We start from the raw sequence: 20,238 nt of genomic DNA, 5'->3' as shown, positions 1-20,238 counted from the left end.
CTAGGGCTTGCGTGAGGAAGTTGGGGGTGACTCAGGCGTGGGCAGGAGTCGGCTGCTTGCGTTTGCGGGTGGCCAGTTCCACGGCCTGGCGCAGCGCCTCGATCAGGCTGCGTTCGTCGGCGATGCCCTTGCCGGCGATGTCGAAGGCGGTGCCGTGATCGACGGAGGTGCGGATCACCGGCAGGCCGATGGTGACGTTGACCCCGGCCTCCAGGCCCATGACCTTCACGGGGCCATGGCCCTGGTCGTGGTACATGGCGACCACCGCGTCGAAGTCGCCACGGCCAGCGCGGAAGAACAGGGTGTCGGCCGGCAGCGGGCCTTCCACGCGCCAGCCGCGGGTGCGCAGCTCGTCGATGGCCGGCTGGATCTTGGTGGCTTCCTCGCCGTAGCCGAACAGGCCGTTCTCACCAGCGTGAGGATTGATGCCGCACACCGCGATCAGCGGGTTGTCGATGCCGGCGCGTACCAGGGTCTCGTGGGCGCGCTCGATGGTTCGGCGCACCAGACCCGGCTCGATGCGGGCGATGGCGTCGATGATGCCGATGTGGGTGGTGACGTGGATGACGCGCAGGGTCGGCGTCATCAACATCATCGACACTTCCTCAATGCCGGTCAGGTGGGCGAGCATTTCGGTGTGGCCGGGAAAGATATGCCCACCGGCGTGCAGCGCTTCCTTGTTCAGCGGCGCGGTGCAGATGGCATCGAGCTCACCGGCTTCGGTGAGCTGCACGGTGCGCTCGATGTAACGGAAGGCCGCGTCGCCGGCGATCGCCGAGAGCTGGCCGTAGGGCAGGTCGTCGGGGATCAGGTCGAGGTCGATGCAGTCCACCACGCCCGGCTGGAAGCGGGCCTGGCGTGGGTGTTCGATGGCGTTGACCTGCAGGCTGCCGCCGACGATGCGGTTGGCATCGGCCAGGCGCCGGGCATCGCCGATGACCAGCGGTCGGCACATGGCGTAGACGCTGTCATGGGCCAGCGACTTCATGATGATTTCCGGGCCGACGCCGGCAGCATCGCCCAGGGTGATGCCGATTACGGGGCGTTCAGACATGGTGGGCTTCCTTCTCGGAGAGGGGCTGGGAATGGCTGGCGCCGTGCAGGCGAGCCCAGGCCTGGTAAAGGGTGTCCGGCTGGCCGAAGCCGCCTGCCTTGGTGACAATGGCCAGCTCGCGGCCCTGCCGGCGGGCGCTGGACAGCACCACGCCGGGGGCCAGCTCGCCGTGCAGCTGCAGGCTGTCGATGGCGGCAGCGGCAAGGAGGGCGCGGGCGGTTTCGCCGCCGGTGGCGATAAGTGCGCCGGCCTTGGCGATGGCCGGCAGCAGCAACCGGGCCAGGGGCGCGCCCAGCAACGTCGCTTGAGCTGGGTCGCGGTCGCGCTGTTCGAGGCTGATCAGCAGATCCTTGCCGCTCGCCATCTGTGCGGCCAGGCGAGCGCTCAACGCGTCGCGCTGATCGGCTGCATCAGTTGCCAGCAACAGCCGTGGTTCGATGCGCTGCCACTGCTGGCCGCTGCGCTCGGCGAGCAGCGCGGCCTGAGCCTGGGAATGCCGCGACATGCTGCCGACCACGGTGAGCACAGGCTCTGCGGCCTCGGGCAGCGCCGGCGCGATGCGTTGTGCCAGCCCCAGGGCGGCGGGCAAGTGTTGGGCGAGGCCGGCCGAGCCGACCCAGAATAGCTGATCGGCATGCTCGACCGAGGCCTGTGCCAGCGCCTGCAGGTCGGCATCCAGCTGGGCATCGCAGACCAGCACCTGGGTACCAGCCCGCAGATGGCGGGCCAGCGATCCAGCCAGCCCGACGCCGCGTACCTGTTCGAGGTCGAGTGCGGCGCAGCGCAAGCCGTCGCGGCCGAACAGTTCGAGCAGATCGCTCGTGCCGCTCAGGCCTTCGTTGCGCCAGACATCGCTCTGATCGACGGCCACGCCATCGACGTACTGCACCCCGCCCAGGGTGGTACGACCCATGGCCGGAAAGGCGGGGGCGACCAGCGCCATGCCCTTGCCCAGCAGTGCGGAGACTTCGCTGAGCAGATTGCCGCGCAGGGTCGAGTCGACCTTCTTGTACAGCCCGTGGCCAGCGAAGATGCGGGCTTCCAGCAGGGCGCGATGGCGCTGCGCGGCCTCCTCGGCCGGTAGGCGGCGGGTGTCCAGGTCGATGGCGGTCACCGGCTGGGCGCGGTGCTCGGCACGCGGGTCCAGCAGCACCTCGGTGGCCACGTGGCGCGCGAAGCCGGCCGCACAGTCGGCGGCGCCGGACAGGTCATCAGCGATCACCAGCAGCGGCCGTTTCATGGCAGCAGGCGCCGGTACAACTGCTGGATATCGTCCAGGCTGAGTGCCTTGGGATTGTTGACCATCAGGCGGGTGACCTTGGAGGCCGCCACAGCCATGTCCGCCAGGTGCTCCTCGGCCACGCCGAAGTCACGCAGGTTCTGGGGAATCTCCAGGGTGGCGGTCCAGGCGCTGATCTGGTCGATCAGTTTGCGTGCGGCCACTTCGTCACTGTCCGTTTCTCGCGCCAGGCCGCAGACGCAGGCAGCGCGCTTGAGGCGTGGCGCGCAGGCATCCATGTTGAAGGCCATCACGTGGGGCAGCAGCATGGCGTTGGCCACCCCGTGGGTGACGTGGAACTTGCCGCCCAGCGGGTAGGCCAGGGCGTGCACGGCAGCGGTGCCGGCGGCAGTCAGCGCCAGGCCGCCGTACATCGAGCCGAGCAGCATGTCACTGCGCGCCTGCACCGAGCCGGGCTGCTGATACGCCTCGACGATGCTGCCGGCGATCAGTCGCATCGACTCCAGAGCGAAGGTGTCGCTGATCGGGTTGGCCTTGGTGGAAATGAACGACTCCAGCGAGTGGGTGAAGGCGTCCATACCGGTGGCGGCAGTGATCGGCTTGGGCAGGCCTAGGGTCAGGGTGGCGTCGAGGATCACCAGAGTCGGCAGCAGGTGGCGGCTGACCACACCGATCTTCAGTTCCTCGTCCGGCAGGGTGACGATGGCGTTGGGGGTGACCTCCGAGCCGGTGCCCGAGGTGGTCGGCACCAGCACCATGGGCGCGCCGGCATTGGGTACCTTGTCGATGCCGAGCATGTCGCGCAGCGGCATGTCGTTGGTGAGCAACACGGCGAACAGCTTGGCGGCGTCCAGCACGCTGCCGCCGCCGATGGCGATCAGCGCGTCTGGCGCGGCAGGGGCCACGGCGCGGCGGAACACGCCTTCGATATTTTCCAGGGTCGGCTCGATCTCGACATCATCGACCACGGTGACGGCGATGGACTTGGCCTCTAGCTGGGCGACCACGCGCTCGGTGACGCCCAACTGGTGCATGGCGTTCTGGGTGACCAGCACCACGCGCTGCAGCGGTGTGTCGAGCAGCGCGAGCTTGTCGCCCAGGGTGCTCAGGCTGTCGGGGCCGTGGATGACGTGTTTGACGGTCTGGAAGTGATACATGGTGATCCTCCGGCTCAGCGTTGGTAGGCGGCCAGCAAGCCTTCGAGCTTGTGCACGGTCTGTTCATCGAGGGCGGCAACGGGGGCGCGGCAGGGGCCGACCGGCACGTTGAGCAGGTCTGTGGCCTTTTTCAGCACGGACGGCATGGTGCCCAGTGCAAAGGCGTCGCGCAGCGGGCGCAGGGCCTCCTGGGCGGCGCGGGCGGCTTCGTGGTTGCCGGCCTGGAACTGGTTCCAGATATCCATCACCACATGGGGCACCGCGTTGGCGGTGGCCGCCACCGCGCCATCACCGCCGGCCAGGAGGTTCCAGTAGATGAGCGAGTCGGTGCCGGCGAACACCGCGAAATCGTCGCTGCGGTAGCGCATCATCTGCACCAGGGCGTCGAAGTTGCCGGCGCTGTCCTTGATGCCCTTGATCTGCGGGTGCTGGTAAAGCGCTGCGACCGCGCCGATACCGATCGACATACCGGTCTTGGCGGGAATGTTGTAGAGCATGATCGGCAGATCGGAGGCGTCGCCGATGGCCTGATAGTGATTGATCAGCTCGCTCTGGCTGACGGCATTGAAGTAAGGCGTGATGACCGACAGGGCCTGAACGCCCACATCGCTCATCTTCTTGTTCAGCTCGATCACATCGCGGGTGGCGAAGGCGCCGGTGCCGGCAATCACCGGCACGCGGCCGGCGGCGATCTCGACGGTCAGTTTGGCGATGCGCACTTTCTCGACGTCGGAGAGCGCGAAGAACTCGCCATTGGTGCCCAGTACGAACAAGCCGTGCACGCCGGCAGAGACGAGGCTCTCGATAAGCGCGGCAAGCGCCGGCTCATCGACCTCCTGGGCCGCATTGAACGGCGTGACGAGGGCAGGGACGATACCGTGGAATTTCATGGCTTATCCTGTTTATGATTGTTTTGGTCATTATGAATAACATCTATGATTGAATCGATCAAATATTTCTAGATGAGCTCGGCTCTCTCCGCGTTTATTTGAGCGAATCGTTCGTTTTGAGTAAATTTTTTTGATCGAATTGATCGGGATTTGAAGGGCGTGCCTAGCGGAATCGAGCCGCGAGGTGGATTGGATGGTTTCCCTGGCGCGTTACTGGTGCCGGGCGCCTACTCAGAGCCTGGGCACGATCCTGGGTTCACGGCAGGCATTCCGGCTCGACCGGGCCAGGCGTGCAGGCGGAAGGATTGCTGACCGTGCGGCGGCAGAAATCCATATCTCGCCTTGCCCGACAATAGTCACTGTTCAACCGGCGTTCGGCGCTGGGCGAAGTAGGCGTTGCGCCGGGTTGGCACGCGGGAAGGTCCGGTTGAAGGGTGCACTGGGTAGAGTACTGCTTCGGCATCCTATAGCCGGCAGCAATCAGGCAGTTTTGGGTCTCGGCCCGTTGGTTGGGCGGGTGGTCATCCTCCTGCGGATGTGGCGAGCCGCATGCCAGCAGGGCCTTCTTGATCTCCATTGTTGAAGCGCCCGGCTTTTGCCAGACCTCGAAGTTGAATGGTGGCGGCTGAAACGGCTGCCGTCCCCAGCAGGCGGTCAGAGCGCTAGCTAGCACGATCAGAAAGACGGTTCGCAGGGGCACGGTCATAAGGTCCTAGCTGCCTGGCTTCTGTCTCGGCAGCGCATAGAGGGCCATCAGCAACGACGTCACTGCGCCCAGGCAGAAGTTGCCGACATGATGAGTTTCCATCGGCAGCACCTCACCCCACACGAGTGCGCCCGTACCTCCAGCCAGGCAAACGATCAGCATGTGCAGAACAAACCGACGAAGCTGGAAGTATGCGTAAAACATTGCCAGGCCGAACGCTGGGATGCCATAGAAAACCAGACTCGTCACGGCCGACAGAATGCCGAACCAGAACGTACCTATCACGGTTTCCAAGACGCTCATGCTGGTGGTTCGGGCCATCAGCTCAAGCGTGTAGAAATACCCAAATGTGAACACGCCCACCAGCGCCGGGCAGAGGGTGAAGGATGCCACTATGCGTTTGAAGGGATAATCGCAACCTGCTCCTTGGTTGTCCCTTGCAGCCATTTCGGAGGCTGAACGTTGCTTGTATTGGCGTTAAACCCAGACTCGTGCCCCGCGAGAGGATCTTCAAAAAGAAGACGATTTGTTTTTATTGCGCATGTGTTGGCAGCTCTCTTTAGGGCAGGGCTGTTGCTATGGGAGAGGACGTACCAGTTGCGTGCTCGTCGGTTAGACGAACTGGGATTTCTCAGTAACTACTTCTAGGTTCAAGGCAGGCATTCAGGGACCACCGGGCCTTCTTCGCATGCAGAGGGGTTACTTGCCGTGCGGCGGCAGAACTCAACGTCCTTCTTGGCCTGGCAATAATTACTACTCAGGCGCCGCTCGACGCTTCGCGAGGTGGGAGCCGCATCGGCTTGGCAAGTAGCCAGATGAGGTTGTGCTGCGCACATACGATGGCTTGGCTGGGGGGCCTTGAAGCCTGCTGCCTGCATGCAATTCTCTGCTGCTGCTAATTGATCGGGTGTGCGCGGATCCAGCGGTGGTCGTGCCGGTGAGCTGGGGCTGGCCATGCCGCACTCCAGCAGGGCTTTCTTCACCTCGAGTTGGGAGGCGCCCGGCTTTGCCCAGAGCAGATAAGAGTCCGGTACAGGTTGGAAAGGTAGAGTACTGCCGCAGGCTGTCAGGCTGAGGGCGCAGAATAGGCCTGCAAATAGAAGTCGCATAACGAGCCTCTCGCTGAGCATGGTCATATTGGTTTTGTGGATGGATACCTTTTATCCATGGCGAAACGTAGTTCTTTAGTCGGTAGCGATAGTTCTGGGATGCTGCTCGCCGTATACGGCGAGCAGCATCTACTATCTTATGGTCGTGTTTTGGCCTTGATGTCCAACGTATTCGGTGTGCCATAGGCACCGCAGCCGTTACGGGTCGACGAGGCTCCGTAGCAGTTGTGTACGGTAGCCGTGCCGCCGAACATGTTGAGCCATTCCTTGACCTTGGTGCTGCCAGTGCCGACTTGGTCATGCGTGGCTGGGTTTCCACCAATGATTGAGCCGACAAAATCGTCGCGGTGGTTCTGCAGGCTGACAGTGTCCTGAGCACCGCCACTGAGCTGGTAGAGCAGGCTGGCAGCTTTTTCAGCGTTGTAAGCAGGCCCGAAGAACTTCAAGTATGTCTCGCTCAATGTGCCCTCCGTGGCATTGCCATTCTTGAGAGCTTCCAACGCGTTTCCGACTGTCATCGAACCACGGCTGTGGGCGTCCAGCTCCAAGCCTTGCGAGCCATAATGCCTGAGCAAATCGGTAATCTCTGCGGTGGATCTGCTCAGGCCCCAGAACTCGTTCTCCAGGTGTTTTTGATAGCCTGCCACCATCAGCTCGGCCACAGCATTAGTGGCTTGGGGGAAGGACACAATGTAGAGCGGTGCGGCACGACCCTCATTATGTTGAGCTGCGTAGCCGGCGGCGGCATTCTCGTCATTGAAGATGCCGTTGACACCAATACGAATCCGGCCGTCCGGACCAGCTTTGAGCGCGAGTTTCTCCTCATTGCTAAGCAGGCGTAGTACGGGCTTATCATTTTCCATCTTGACGCTGCCGTCTTCATTCAGCATCACCTCGTACATCGGGTGTTCCTTGACGAACATGGTGCGGTAGGCGTCGTCGCTGAACTTGAAGGCTTCCACTGCCACGGCATTCTTGATGATGCGTTCGGCCTCGGCCTGCTTTTCCAGCTCCTTGGGATCGAGGCGCTCTACACCAATGTGGCTACCCGCAACGTCACGGTTGAGGGTGGCGATGGCCTCTTCGGTGCTCTTCCCGGTCTTGTCGAGCTGCCCCTGTTCGTCGCGAATCTCGATGGCACCCCCACTGACTGCCGCGAGCGTGCGTCCGCTGTCGCTTTCACGAGCGTCGCCCTTGTTCAGTGCTGTGCCGATGACCGCTTTGCTCAAGCCATATTTGCCTTGGGTGAGCATATCGCTGCTGAGGTCGACGCCGCTGCTGCGGGCGCTGGCGCTGGCTCGGTTCTCCAGGTCACTGGTGGTCAACGTGCCTGTCTGCAGACGATTGGCACCAGCATCGATGGCGGCTTGGTTGCTGGCGATGACCGCGCCCTTGAGGTCGGTATTGCCTTGTACTGCAAGGTCGAAGCCGCCATCACCGGCACGGATGCCGCTCTGTTCGACCACGCTGGCGTAATCGCCATTGGCTTTGGATTTGGCCAGGCTCAGATTACCGCTCACGGGGGTGCCGACACAGAATGGCGGGATGCACAGGCTAATACCTGCACCTGTGTTCTTCTGCTGGCTGGCGTAGGTGCTGGTGTCCTGCAAGCTCTCGACCAGCAGGTCACCGCCTACTTGAGCTTTGACACTCTTACCGGCGACCTGGGCGCCACGGATGTTGGTGTCGCCGCCACTGATCAGCAGAGCCGTATCTCCAGCGCTGACCAAGCTGTTGGTGTGGGTCAGATCTTCGCCGTCTGCCTGACCTCGGCCACGCGAAACGGCGGCATTGAAGCTCAGGCCGTTCTGCTGACCGCCGAAGTTCAGGCCCACGCCGAGGCTGGCCGAGCGGCTGCTCTCGGTGCTGTGCTGAGTCAGCTGATTCTGTGCGGCGATGAGGTCGATGCGATTATCGGCGATCAGCGTGGCATCACGGCCGGCGACGATTTGGCTGCCACGCACCAGGATGTTGCTGTCCTCGCCCGTACCGGTAGCTACGAGGGTGACGTCACCACCTGCCTTGATGCTGGAGCCTGCCGCACTGTCAGCGGTGTAGGTGGTGTTGCTCTGACTGCTGCTACTGCCGATGGAGATGTTGATGCCGAAACCGCCGGCCTTGCTAGGGTCGCCCTCTTTGACTGCGGCTGAAATACCCGAGCCGGTATTGTAGGCGGTGAGCGCCGCCATGGCACCGCCAAGGGCTTTCATACGGTCATCCTGCACCTCCGAGGTGGCCTTGACCAAGCGATGGGTCGACTGCAGCGCGTTGATCACCGGCACGTTCAGGCCAACCGTCAAGCCGCTTTGCTTGAACTTGGTTTCCTGCTCCTGGCGACCGATCTGCCGAGCCTCCGTGATTGCGATCTGCTGGGCCAGTACGTTGACGTCGCCGGTTGGTGTCATGACGTGGCTACCGGACTGACGATAGCTGTTGCCAGCCTCGACAATCACGTTGCCAGCCGTACTGCCGAGCGTGCTGGCACGGGTGCTCTGGCCGTCGCTGCGGTCGCTGACGCTTTGCCGTTGGGTACCGATGGTCAGCGACAGGCCGCCGCCACTGAACAGCCCGCTCTTCTTCACCGATTGATCATGGCGTTCCTGGTTGTATTCACTGGCTGCTGCCAGGTCGACGTCGCGCCCTGCCTGCAGCTGGGTCTGGCGGCTGGAAACCAGGTCGCTGCCACGTATGCCGATGTCACGGTCGGCATTGAGGTAGAGCTGATCGGCGCTAAATGTGCTGCCTTGCGCCTGAGTGCGATCAACCGTGTCGCGCAGGGTCGTGGTCTTGCTGGAGAACATGCCGCTGCGCCCTTTGAAGCGATGTGCCTCGTCGGCGAACTGCTGTTGCTCGGACGCGTCGATACGGATGTCGCGACCTGCTTCGGCCAGCAGCATGCCCTGTTCGCTGCGCACAGTGGCACCTCGGGCATTGATATCCTGGCCGGCGCTCAGGAGCAGGTTGCCAGTGCCTTGTATCGTGCTGCCCACCTCCGTTTGGCTGGATTCGTCGCGCCAGTTGCTGTCGTTCCAGCGAACCGTTTGCTGGTGGCTTTGGTTGGCGGTGCCCAGGCTGATATCGCGCCCAGCCTCCAGCCGGGTGACTCCGTCCTGGCCGGCGTTGAGCAACTGTGCAGCGTTCAGGTTGATATCATTGCCAGCGCTCACCTGCAGGGTGCCAGCGTCACCAGTGACAAACAGCCCAGCGACACGCGAGAGGCTGGTACGGGCGCCTTGCTCGCTACTGCTGTCCTGGGTCACTGCATTCAGGTTGACGTCGTTACCGGCCTGAACCAGCAAGCTTTCACGCGCACCGATAACGCCGCCGGTGTTATTAAGATCGTCACGTGCGATCAGTGCCGCGCGGTCTGCCTGAATCCGCCCACCCAGATTGTCGATGTTCTGCGCATTGATCGCCATGATGCTGCGCCCGCCGATGCTGCCGCTGTTGAGCAGGTCGCCGGAGAGGTCGAGCTTGAGCTGCTGGCCGGCGATCAGCGCACCGTTGCCGTTGAGGTCGCCGTCGCGCACCCGTACGTAGACCTGGGGTACCAAGACCTTGCGTGATTCGCCATTGGCCAGGGTCACCGAGCGTTCCACCAGCCACACCACGTCGCTGGTCAACTGCGCCATCTGTTCGGCGGTCAGGGCCACGCCGGGTACCAGGTTCCATTCGCTGGCCAGGGTGACGGCGTTGTCGATCAAGGCGCGGTATTGCGCTTCGTCGTCGGCATAACCATCGAGGAAGCGCCGCCCGGTGAGTTGGGCGATCTGCTCGCGAATCAGCTTCTGCTCGTAGAAACCATCGCCCAGGCGCTGCTGGGTCAGGGCCGGATCCACGCTCAAGCGCTGCAGCATGTAGTCCGATGACAACCACTGGCGGTAGCTGGCGAAGCGCGGATCGGTTTCGATCAGGTAGCCACGGGTGCCCTCCGGGTTGGTCTGGAACAGGTTGTTGCTCGGCAGATTAAGGTTGAGGCCGCCGCTGCGTACCAGGTCGGCGATACCCTGGCCGTCGTTGAGCAGCACCTCGACGCCTGGGTCGACCTGGGCGCTCTGGTGGGCAGCCAGCTGGGTATTGCTGCCGCTCACTGCCGTTTGGCCGCGGAACTCGGTGGGCGAGATGTCGATGTCCTGTATCAGTGGCGCCGGGGTATAGGCGGCCACGTTGGTGCCCTGGCGATCGCGGCCTTTGCGCTGGATGCGGTAGAAGTTGGTGGCGGTGCCGGCGTCGCTGGTAACGCGTTGGCCGTCCGCCTCGACGTTGGTCACCTGGGTGGCGCCAACCTGCAGCAAGCCACCGGCGATGATGCGGCTCTTGTCGTTGAGCACGCTGTCGCCGCTGAACGACAGGTTGCCGCCAGCCAGGATCTGACCGGGGGCCGAGCTGAGTACACGGGTTTCGGTGACGGTCCGTTCGTAGTCGTAGCGGTTGAAGTTGTCGCGTCGGCCATCGGGTGTGGTGAGGTGGTCGACCTCGTCGTTGTGCACGGAAACCTGGTCGGGACGGTAGCGATTTGGCGAGCCGCTGATCTGGTATTCCTGCAGTTGCTCGCGGCTGACCTCCACCTGTGCAGTGCTGAAATGCTCATTGGTGTTACGCAGCTCGCGCACGGCCAGGTCGAGGTGGCCGAGTGACTCGATGGTGGCGCTGGCATTGCTCAGCAGGTCGGCGCGGCCGCTGGCGCGGTCGTTCGCATCCAGCGCACCGCCGATGGCCAGGTCGCCAGCGCTGAAGATCAGTGCCTGTTCGCGGTTCTCCAGGGTCTGGACGCCGATGTCCAGGCGTTCGCGGGCGGCCAGGGTGGCAGCGCGGTCTCCTTCGTTGCGGTTGGACAGCAGGCGGCTGGTGATGGCCAGGCGATCGCCGTAGAGCTGGCCGGTGCCGAGGTTGTGCACTTCATCAGCCTGCACGCGTACCTGCTGGCCATCGACCAGGCCGCGGTTGAGCAACTGCCCGGTGACGCGCAGATCCACCTGGTTGGCGCTCAGCTCGGCACCGCTGGCATTGTTCAGTGCAGCGCTGCGTAGCAGCAGGGATTGTCCAGCCTGCAGTTGGCCGGTGTTGTTCAGGGTACCGCCGGCCTCGATGTCCAGCTTGCCGTTGGCCTGCAACCGGCCGGCGAGGCTCACGTCGCCTTGCTGGCGCAGCAGCAGATCACCCAGGCTCAGTGCGCGACCGTTGCCGCGCAGGTAGGCGGTATTGAGCGAGAGCAGGCGCCCGGCGAGCAGTTCGCCGCCGTCGTTGAGCAGCTCCTGGGTCGTCAGCCTGACCTCCCCGTTGCTGGCGATGCTGCCGCCGCTGTTGTCGAGGCGCTGGGCACCACGCACCTCCAGCAAACCACCATCAGTGGCGAGGAGGGTGCCGTTACGGTTATCCAGCTCACGGCTGTCGACCAGTATCTGGCGACCCTGGGTATGGCCGTTATCGAGTACCGCCTGCTGTGCGGTCATATGCAGCTCGCCATTGCTCAGCAGCGTGCCGCTCGTGCTGTCGACGCGTTGCGCGTTCAGCTCCAGACGGCCATTGCCGGCATGCTCGACCTTGCCGCCCCGGTTGTTCAGGGTCTGCGCTTCGAGGCTGAGTGCCTGGGCGTTGCTGGCGATGCGCCCGGCGCTGTTGTCGAGGCTGTCGGTGGCCTTCAGCATGCTGGCCGTGGTGCCGGTCTGCAGCAGCTCGCCGCCGACGTTGGACAGGTGCCTGGCGCTCAGCGTCAGGTGCTCGGCGCTGACTTTGGCGGCATCGCTGCGCAGGGTGCCGCTGGCACTGGCCTGGAGGGTGCCGGTGCTGTCGACCTGGCTGGCGCTCAGGTCGATGTCGCCGTTGCGGGCCTTCAGGCTGAGGTCGGTGGAGCGAGTGCGACTGTGGCTCAGGTCGAGGCTATCGGCCTCGATCTCGAGCTTGCCGCTGGCATGGTTCTGGCCGTTGGCAGAGACTTGACGGGCCTTGATTTGCAGATCGGCGGCGGCGCCGGAGTTGCCCTGGGCGTCGATGCCTGCGGCCAGTAGGGAGTCGCCCGTGCTACGCACACGGTCTGCCTCCAGGCTTGTCTTGCCCTGAGCGGCCACCACGCCAGTGTTGTCGATAGTGGTTTGGCTGGTCAGGCGCATGTCGCCCTTGGCGTACAGGCTGCCGCTATTGTCGATCGTCTGGTTGCTGGCCACCTGAGTATCACCGCTGCTGCTGATGGCGCCCAGGTTCTGCAGCTTGCCGTCTGCGCCGATCACCACGTCGCCGGCCATGGCACCGATCTGCCCGGCATTGCGTACGCCAACCCCTGACTCGGTGCCCACCAGTTTGATCTTGCCGGCGTACATGCCGCCCAGCTGGGCGACGTCGATGGCCACCTCGGGCTTGTCGCTGCCATCCTCGGCAAGGGCGCTGGCCTGGGTGTTGTCGGCGTTGACCTGGTTGCGCCCGGCAGTGACCTTGAGGTCCTTGGCCCAGATACCGGCATTGACCTCCACGCTGCGCGCGATCAGGTCGGTGTAGTCGCTGTCGCGGCTATCCAGGCCCCGACCGGTGATGTTCAGGGTGCCGCCCTCGACCTTGTAGCCGGTGATGCGGCCATCCTCCATCTGCACGCGGCCAGTGGTCAGGGTGGAACGGTCGGCGTTGATGAAGCCGCAGCCATCGCAGGTGATCCCGGCAGGGTTGGCGATGACCACCTCCGCGCGGCCGCCCGCCACTTCAACGTAGCCGCGCAACTGGCTCGGGTTGCTGGCATTGACCTCGTTGAGGATCACCCGGGCGCTACCGCTGAGGTTGGGGTTGCCCTCGATCCAGCCACCGAGCTGGGTCTGGCTGTTGGTGGGGGAGTTGTTGAGGATCGCGCCGCGGCCATCCACGTCGAACTGACTGTAGTTGTTGCGTGAAACCCCTGCGGCGCTGGGCGCGGCGATGTTCACCTGCGGCGTGCCGTTGGCACTCTCCATGACGTTGGGCCGCTGGCCGCCAGGCGCGTTGGGATCGGCGACGATACCATTGGCCCAGGCGGGTACGGCCGCGAGGCTGATCAGGCCCAGCGCGCCCATCAGGGCGAAACGCAAGGGCGCCAGGGTCGCTACACAGCTGCCACTGGCGCCGCTCGCTTCGCGTGTACCGGGCGCCTTGCCCTGGCTGCTGACGTTCTCCGCCACCACCACGAGCAGGCCGCGTGCCTTGTTGAAGATGACTCGATGCAGGTGCTTGTTCATGTGCAATTCCCTTTGCGGTACCGGACCGCAGCTAACGTTCTGGGGTCAGGCCTCGGTAGCCAGTGGATGGGCGGCGAACCAGGCCTTGGCCTGTTCCGGGATCACGCCGATGCCGTGAAAGGTCTTGACCTTCAAGCCCCGTGTTTCGCCACGGTGGTAAAGCGCCCGGGCGCAACTGTTGGGGAACACGCGGCTGAGCAGCAGGCGGCTGAGTACGGCGGTATGGCCGAAGGGCGCGACCCAGTCGTTGACCCACAGGCGGTCGCCGCTGCACCAGTCGGCTTCGTTCATTTCGATCGGCGAGTGGGTCAGGTAACGACGTTCGGTCGTCTCGTCCAGGCTCAGCCAGGCCAGGTAAAAAACCGGTTTGCCGTTCTCGCTACCAAGCACGAATTGGCGATGCTTGAGCGCCGGCAACAGCAGACGCGACAGGCTGTGCAGGGGGGCATCGCGGTGGGCCTCGGAATGCATCCACAGCCAGGTGGCGGCACCCAGCACGTTGGCCTCGTTCCATGGCTCGTCGAAGACGGCCGGGGCGGTGATGTCGAAAGTATCGAAGCGCATGGGCGATCCTCAGAACGACAGGACGACGGTGAAGGCACTGGTGAAGTCGGCGGTCTCGAAGCCGTCGGGTTTCTTCAGCGGTGTGCCCCAGGACCAGTCGTAAGAAAGATTGCGATACGACCCGCGCAGGCCGACCACGGCACCGGCCAGGCGCCGGCCGATCAGGTAGTCGGCGGAGTTGCCGCCGACCTCGCCGTAGTCCACGCCGGCATACAGCTCTTGCCCACTGGTGCCCAGCGCCAGGCCCAGCTCATTGCTCAGGGTCCAGCCACGGTCGGCCGAGAGGATGTTTTCACCGTCGAAGCCCCGTACCGTGTAGCGCCCGCCTATGCTGAAGCGGTCCTGCGGTACCAGGTTGGTGCGATTCCACTGCGCGCGCCAGGCGCCGATATAGCGCAGGCGCTGGTCGTAGGCATTGAAAGGGATTTGCCATTGCGCGTCGGCCTGGATGATTTTCGAGCGTGAGGTGCCATCGTCGATGTTCTCCTCGATCGCTTTCAGGGCATCGTGCGCACCGGTGCCCCGGCGGTAGCTCAACCCCAGATCGAGCGTGGCCGGGCCGATGAACTCGCGGTGGCCGATACCCGCCTGCCAGCCGGCCATGCGCCGACGTTGTTGCTCGATTTCGGCGTCATCGATGAAATTATCCGAGCTGCGCGTCCACAGACTGCCCCACAGGCTGGTCTTGCGCACCGCGTCGCGGTACACCAGACGCGAGAGGCGCATCTCGTTGTTACGGCTCTCGCCTCGATACTGGAAATCTTCGAGCGCACCGGCAACCGTCTGGTGGTAGTCGTATTCGCTGCTGGTAAACGCCAGTTGCCAATAACCGTAGGGCACCGAGTAATGCAGCGTATGGCCCTTCGAGCCGCGGTCGCCATCCTCGCCACCGCCCAGGTCATGGTTGAAGCTGGCGTAGAACAGGTCGTTGAGGGTCAGCGGATTGTCCAGCGAGAGTGCCACGCTGCCCTGATACTTGCCGGTGCTTTTACTGCCGCCGTTGTCCACCGACAGGCTCAGGCGTGCAGGGAAGCGCTGACGCCAGGCGATCACCACATCGCTTTCGCCCGGCCCGGCGTTGCTGGCGGCGGCCGGCACGATACGGATATCGGCTTCCACGGTCGGAACGCGTTTGAAGTTCTCCAGGGCCTGTTCGATGTCACGCAGGTTGAGCAGGTCGCCGGGGCTCGCTGGCAGTGCATTGAAGGCATTGGCGCGGCGGCTGGTTTGCGCGTCGAAGCGGATGTCGCTGATGCGCCCTGGCAGCAGGGTCAATGTCAGCACGCCGCTGTTCAGATCCTGCGCACCAGCCAGTACGCGGGTGGTGACATAGCCTTTGGTGATTATCGCATTCTGGATGCGCTTCATCGTCAGGTTGATGCCGCGCGAGCCCAGGCAACGGCCTGTAGCGCGATCTTCCTGGGGATTCGCCGCCTGTAGGGCCCATTGAAATTGCTCAGCCGACTCGCCCACCAGCTCGATTCTATCGATGCGGAAGCAGGGCGTTTCCTCGCGTGGCAGGGTTGCCGGTCCCTCGTCCTGAGGCAGCGCTTCGAGGCGTACGTCTGGCCGTGCCTCCAGTTGATCACGTAGCACACGATCACGCTCGCGCTGGCGCAATAGCTCTTCTTCAGGAGTGGCTGCGTTCGCGATCTGCACCGTTGCAACGGCGGTTAGCAACAGCCAGGAGAGCGTACGGCGAGCGCTGGCGAGGGACGTCAGGCGAAATGGGGCACGACACGAAACGGGTAACTGCATGGCACATCCTTGTGGGCCGACAACGGACGATGAGGCAGACGAGCCTGCCGTGGCTGATTGGCCGCTTCGCTTGGCTCGATGTCTGCTGAGATAGACCGAGAAAAGAAAAGTTGCGCACTGGCCATGCAGTTCGTCGGGTAAGGGGAACCATCCTGTGAACCAGCTCGCTCTTTTCAGGTGGTTTCGCTAGTGGTGCCGAGTGGCGTCGCCGCTCAGAGAATCGGCGAGATCAGCCGCGCTACGCGCATGCCCAGTTGCTGAAGTCGATGCACTTCGCGGCGGTCAGCGCCGATCAGTTCGCGGGACTGGCTGAAGTCTTCCAGTAACATCGCTTCGACCTGACGGGCGAATTCGGGATCGACGGTGACCAGGGTGATTTCGAAGTTGAGGCGGAACGAGCGGTTGTCGAGGTTGGCGCTGCCGACCACGCCGATGTCGCCATCGATCAGCGCGACCTTCTGGTGCAGGAAGCCCGGCAAGTAGCGGAAGATCCGTACGCCGGCGCGCAGGGCTTCCAGGGCGAACAGGTTGGAGGCGGCGTAGACGATGCGATGGTCGGGGCGCGAGGGCAGCAGGATGCGCACGTCCACGCCGCGCAGCACGGCCAGGCGCAGGGCGGCGAACAGCGCCTCGTCGGGGATGAAGTAGGGGCTGGTCAGCCAGATGCGCTCGCGGGCGGCGTTGAGCATTTCCACGAACAGCAGCGAGCAGGTTTCCTGGGCATCGGCCGGGCCGCTGCTGATCACCTGGCAGAGCATGCCTTCGTCCGGGTAGCGCTCGGGCAGCAGCAGCGGTGGCAGCTTGCGGGTCGCCCAGAACCAGTCCTCGGCGAAGGATTCCTGCAAACACGCAACCGCCGGGCCGTGCACCTCGACGTGGGTATCGCGCCACGGCGACAGCCGCGGCTTTTCGCCCAGGTATTCGTCGCCGACGTTGTGCCCGCCGAGATAGCCGCGCTCGCCATCGACCACCACGATCTTGCGGTGGTTGCGGAAATTGAGCTGGAAGCGATTGAGCACACCACCGCCGGTGGGGAAGGCGTGCACGTGCACGCCGCCTTCGCGCAGGCGCTTGGTATAGCGGCGCGGCAGGGCGTGGCTGCCGACGGCGTCGTAGAGGAAATACACCTGCACGCCGGCCGCCGCGCGCTCGAGCAGAACCTCCTGCAGGCGGCGGCCGAGCTTGTCGTCGTGGACGATGAAGAACTGGATTAGGATCACCTGGCGTGCTTCGGCCAGCGTCTGGAAGATCGCCTCGAAGGTCGCCTTGCCATTGACCAACAGGCTGACCTGATTGCCGGCCAGGCAGGGCATGCGCCCCAGGCGCGGCAGCGCGCGCAGCTGGCCGTAGGCTTCCGACTCGCCGGCGGCAATGGCTTCCTGCACCCACGGGCGCCAGTCCAGCGAAGCCATGGCCTTGTGCATCTGCTTGTCGACCACTCGGCGTGCGTCGATGTACGCATAGAACCGGCTGCGCCCGAAGATCACGTAGGGCAGCAGCGTCAGGTAGGGCATGAAGAACAGCGACAGCGCCCAGGCGATGGCGCCTTGGGCAGTGCGCACGGTGAGAATCGCATGCACGGCAGCCAGCGCACCCAGCGCGTGGATCGCTGCGATCAGATAGCCGAAGAAATGCTGGATGCCGAATTCCATGGTCGTTCGCTTGATGGCTGCCGTGCAGCATAGACCACGCTATCGATGGGACGTCACCGATAGAAATCGGCGTTCCACGTGAAACTTCCTGGCGCTGCTGCCTTGAGTCCCTGCGCGAATGAACGAAAGCCCCGCACGGTAGGCGCGGGGCTTTTGGCCGTCAGGCCCGTGCCAGCGCCGAGATCTGCTTGCGGCGGTAGACCGTATCGCGGCTCGACAGCAGCAAGTAAAGCGGCAGGGTAACGACGATCGCCACCAGCCACGACAGGTCGGCACCGTCGAGCTTACTGGCGATGGGGCCGGTGTAGATTGGCGTGACCGCGAACGGCAGTTGTACCAGGATGCCGATGGCGTAGGCGCTGACCGCGTTGGGGTTGAAACGCCCGTAGATGCCGCCCGTGGCGTCGAACAGCGAGGGAATGTGATAGCGCTGCTTCTGCACCAGGTAGAAGTCGGCCAGGTTGATCACCGCCCACGGCACCAGCACGATCATCATCGCCAGGATCAGTTGCATGAAGCGTGCGATGAAGTCCGCGGGCGCCGTTACCGCGACCACGCAGCAGGCCACCAGCAGGATCGCGGAGAGCGCCACGCGGGCCTGGCGGCTCGGTGCCCAGTCGGCGGCGAAGGTCTGCACCGAGGTGATCAGCGCCAGCACCGCACCGTACAGGTTCAGGGCGTTGTGGCTAATGATGCTGAGGATGAACAACACCATCAGCACCGGCCCAAACACGCCGGTGCTCTGTTTCACCGCTTCCATGGTGTCCGTCTCGGCACTCACCGCCAGCGCCACCAGGGTGCCGAAGATGAAGCACAGCGAAGTGCCCAGCACGGCGCCGCAGTAGGTGGCGATAAAGGGCTTCCAGATGCCCACGTTGCGCGGCAGGTAGCGTGAGTAATCCGAGGTGTAGGGCGCGAAGGAGATCTGCCAGATGGCCCCCAGCGAGGCCATTGCCAGCCAGCCGGCCAGGTTGAAACCGCCGCGGCTGGCGAAGTCCGCCGGCAGGCCGTTGGCGAACAGGGCGATGAAGCCCGCCACCAGGCCGATGCCCATCACCCAGGTGCCGATGCGGTTGAGGGTGTGGATGAAGTTGTAGCCCAGGATACCGATCAGCGTCGCGGCGCAGGCGCCGATCAGCACGGCGGCCGGCAGCGGCAGATCCGGCGCCACGGTGTGGATGGATTTGCCGGCCAGCACGCAATTGGAGATGAAGAAGCCGATGTACAGCACGGCGGCGATCACCACCACCAGCAGCGCGCCGTAGCGACCGAACTGGCCGCGGCTCTGCAGCATCTGCGGCAGGCCCATCTGCGGGCCCTGGGCCGAAGCCAGGCCAAGCACGATGCCGCCGAGCAGGTGGCCGACCAGGATGGCGCAGATCGCCCAGCCGATGCTCAGGTGGAACACCTGCACGGCCATGGCGCCGGTGACGATCGGCAGCGGTGCGATGTTGGTGCTGAACCAGAGGGTGAACAGGTCACGGACGCGGCCGTGACGATCGGCATCGGCCACCTGGCCGACGCTGTTGCTTTCGACGAGTTCTTGGGGAGCGTTGTTATGGGACATGTCGGGTTCTCCTGCGCAAAGCGGTAGCGGCACGCTGCGCGCGAGGCGGGCAGTGCCGGGTGGATGCGTGGGGTGTCGTGGCTGAGGTCAGCCGCGCTCGCTGCGGGCCGGGCCGCGGGCGAGGGAGAACGGGCAGGGGTGACGCGATGGGAAGGCACGCAACAACATGGGAAAAACCTACTTCTTGTCTTTATTCGGATAGCAGCGTTTTCGATCGTTGCAGCAGCCCGGCGCGGACCGGGCTGTGCGGGGTGATGCTCAGCGGAAGGCTGGCACCACGTGCTGGATGAACAGTTCCAGGGACTTTTTCTTCTCGGCGTAGGGCAGGCTGTTGTCGGCCCAGAAGCTGAATTCGTCGACGCCCAGTTCCTGGTAGTGACGAATGCGCGCGATGATTTCCTCGGGTGTGCCGATCATGGTGTTCTTGCGGATGTTCTCCAGCTGGAACGCCGGCACTTCGGCGAACTTGGACTCCGGGCTCGGCTCCAGGAAGCCGTTGACCGGCGTGGTCTTGTTGCCGAACCAGGCATCGAAGGTGCGGTAGAAACGCGAGATGGCGGCGGCGCCGACCTTCCAGCCTTCGGGGTCGTCGGCCAGGTGCACGTGGGTGTGGCGCAGCACCATCAGTTGCGGACGCGGCACGCCTGGGTTGTTGGCCAGGGCGGCGTTGAACTTGTCGTTCAGGTCGACTACTTCCTCGTCACCCTTCATCAGCGGCGTGACCATCACGTTGCAGCCATTGGCCACGGCGAAGTTGTGCGAGTCCGGGTCGCGGGCGGCGATCCACATCGGCGGCTGGGCGTTGTAAGGCTTCGGTACGCTGGTGGAGGTGGGAAACTTGTAGACCTCGCCGTCATGGGCGTAATCGCCTTCCCACAGCTTGCGCACCACCGGAACCATCTCGCGCAGCGCCTTGCCGCCGTCGGTGGCCGGCATGCCGCCGGCCATGCGGTCGAATTCGAACTGGTAGGCGCCCCGGGCCAGGCCCACTTCCATGCGCCCGTTGCTGATCACGTCGAGCAGGGCGCATTCACCGGCCACGCGGATCGGGTTCCAGAAGGGCGCGATGATGGTGCCGGCACCCAGGCGGATGGTGCTGGTGCGTGCGGCCAGGTAGGCCAGGATCGGCATCGGGCTCGGCGAGATGGTGTATTCCATGGCGTGGTGTTCGCCGATCCACACGGTGCTGAATCCGCCGGCCTCGGCCAGCAGGGTGAGCTCGGTCAGTTGCTCGAAGAGCTCACGGTGGCCGACTTCCTGGTCGTAGCGTTCCATGTGGACGAACAAAGAGAATTTCATGTCGCTTTCCTCGATTTTTGTAAGGCCCGGGGGCGCGAGGCGCTGT

General features: G+C 64.1%; 12 protein-coding genes. All 12 read right to left on the bottom strand.

Going from position 1 to position 20,238, the window contains the following annotated elements; genetic code table 11:
- Nucleotides 1-31: 31 nt before the first annotated feature.
- Nucleotides 32-1,054: a 4-hydroxythreonine-4-phosphate dehydrogenase PdxA gene (gene pdxA, locus BVH06_RS12595; RefSeq protein WP_075934281.1), complete on the bottom strand. Its 1,023-nt coding sequence runs from the start codon at nucleotides 1,052-1,054 to the stop codon at nucleotides 32-34.
- Entirely contained in the window at nucleotides 1,047-2,294 is a 1,248-nt protein-coding gene (locus tag BVH06_RS12590) for a four-carbon acid sugar kinase family protein (RefSeq protein WP_075934280.1), read from the bottom strand. Before BVH06_RS12590 ends, pdxA begins: the two co-directional genes overlap by 8 nt.
- Nucleotides 2,291-3,451, bottom strand: a complete 1,161-nt coding sequence (locus BVH06_RS12585; RefSeq protein ID WP_075934279.1) for an iron-containing alcohol dehydrogenase — start codon at nucleotides 3,449-3,451, stop codon at nucleotides 2,291-2,293. The genes BVH06_RS12590 and BVH06_RS12585 overlap by 4 nt, the downstream gene beginning before the upstream one ends.
- A gap of 14 nt (nucleotides 3,452-3,465) precedes the next feature.
- Nucleotides 3,466-4,341 (bottom strand): 4-hydroxy-tetrahydrodipicolinate synthase, encoded by an 876-nt coding sequence (gene dapA, locus BVH06_RS12580; RefSeq protein ID WP_075934278.1) that lies wholly within the window; start codon nucleotides 4,339-4,341, stop codon nucleotides 3,466-3,468.
- Between the two features lie 256 nt (nucleotides 4,342-4,597).
- Entirely contained in the window at nucleotides 4,598-5,047 is a 450-nt protein-coding gene (locus BVH06_RS25400) for a hypothetical protein (protein WP_139315631.1), read from the bottom strand.
- A 6-nt stretch (nucleotides 5,048-5,053) separates the two neighbouring features.
- Complete coding sequence (locus BVH06_RS12575) at nucleotides 5,054-5,440, bottom strand: hypothetical protein (RefSeq protein ID WP_075934277.1); 387 nt, start codon at nucleotides 5,438-5,440, stop codon at nucleotides 5,054-5,056.
- 853 nt (nucleotides 5,441-6,293) lie between these two features.
- Nucleotides 6,294-13,352: a hemagglutinin repeat-containing protein gene (locus BVH06_RS25105; RefSeq protein ID WP_083652012.1), complete on the bottom strand. Its 7,059-nt coding sequence runs from the start codon at nucleotides 13,350-13,352 to the stop codon at nucleotides 6,294-6,296.
- Between the two features lie 45 nt (nucleotides 13,353-13,397).
- Nucleotides 13,398-13,916, bottom strand: a complete 519-nt coding sequence (locus BVH06_RS12515; RefSeq protein WP_075934276.1) for a toxin-activating lysine-acyltransferase — start codon at nucleotides 13,914-13,916, stop codon at nucleotides 13,398-13,400.
- 9 nt (nucleotides 13,917-13,925) lie between these two features.
- Nucleotides 13,926-15,674 (bottom strand): ShlB/FhaC/HecB family hemolysin secretion/activation protein, encoded by a 1,749-nt coding sequence (locus tag BVH06_RS12510; RefSeq protein WP_083652010.1) that lies wholly within the window; start codon nucleotides 15,672-15,674, stop codon nucleotides 13,926-13,928.
- Between the two features lie 212 nt (nucleotides 15,675-15,886).
- Nucleotides 15,887-17,326 (bottom strand): cardiolipin synthase, encoded by a 1,440-nt coding sequence (cls, locus tag BVH06_RS12505; protein WP_075928951.1) that lies wholly within the window; start codon nucleotides 17,324-17,326, stop codon nucleotides 15,887-15,889.
- Between the two features lie 160 nt (nucleotides 17,327-17,486).
- Entirely contained in the window at nucleotides 17,487-18,893 is a 1,407-nt protein-coding gene (locus BVH06_RS12500) for a cytosine permease (RefSeq protein ID WP_075934275.1), read from the bottom strand.
- A 258-nt stretch (nucleotides 18,894-19,151) separates the two neighbouring features.
- Entirely contained in the window at nucleotides 19,152-20,192 is a 1,041-nt protein-coding gene (locus tag BVH06_RS12495; protein WP_075934274.1) for an LLM class flavin-dependent oxidoreductase, read from the bottom strand.
- Nucleotides 20,193-20,238: the final 46 nt, after the last annotated feature.

Origin of the sequence: Pseudomonas sp. PA27(2017) (assembly GCF_001945445.1) — a bacterium.
Taxonomy (GTDB): Bacteria; Pseudomonadota; Gammaproteobacteria; order Pseudomonadales; family Pseudomonadaceae; genus Aquipseudomonas.
Note: the sequence above shows the minus strand (reverse complement) of the source record. Positions and strands in the feature narration are given on the sequence as shown.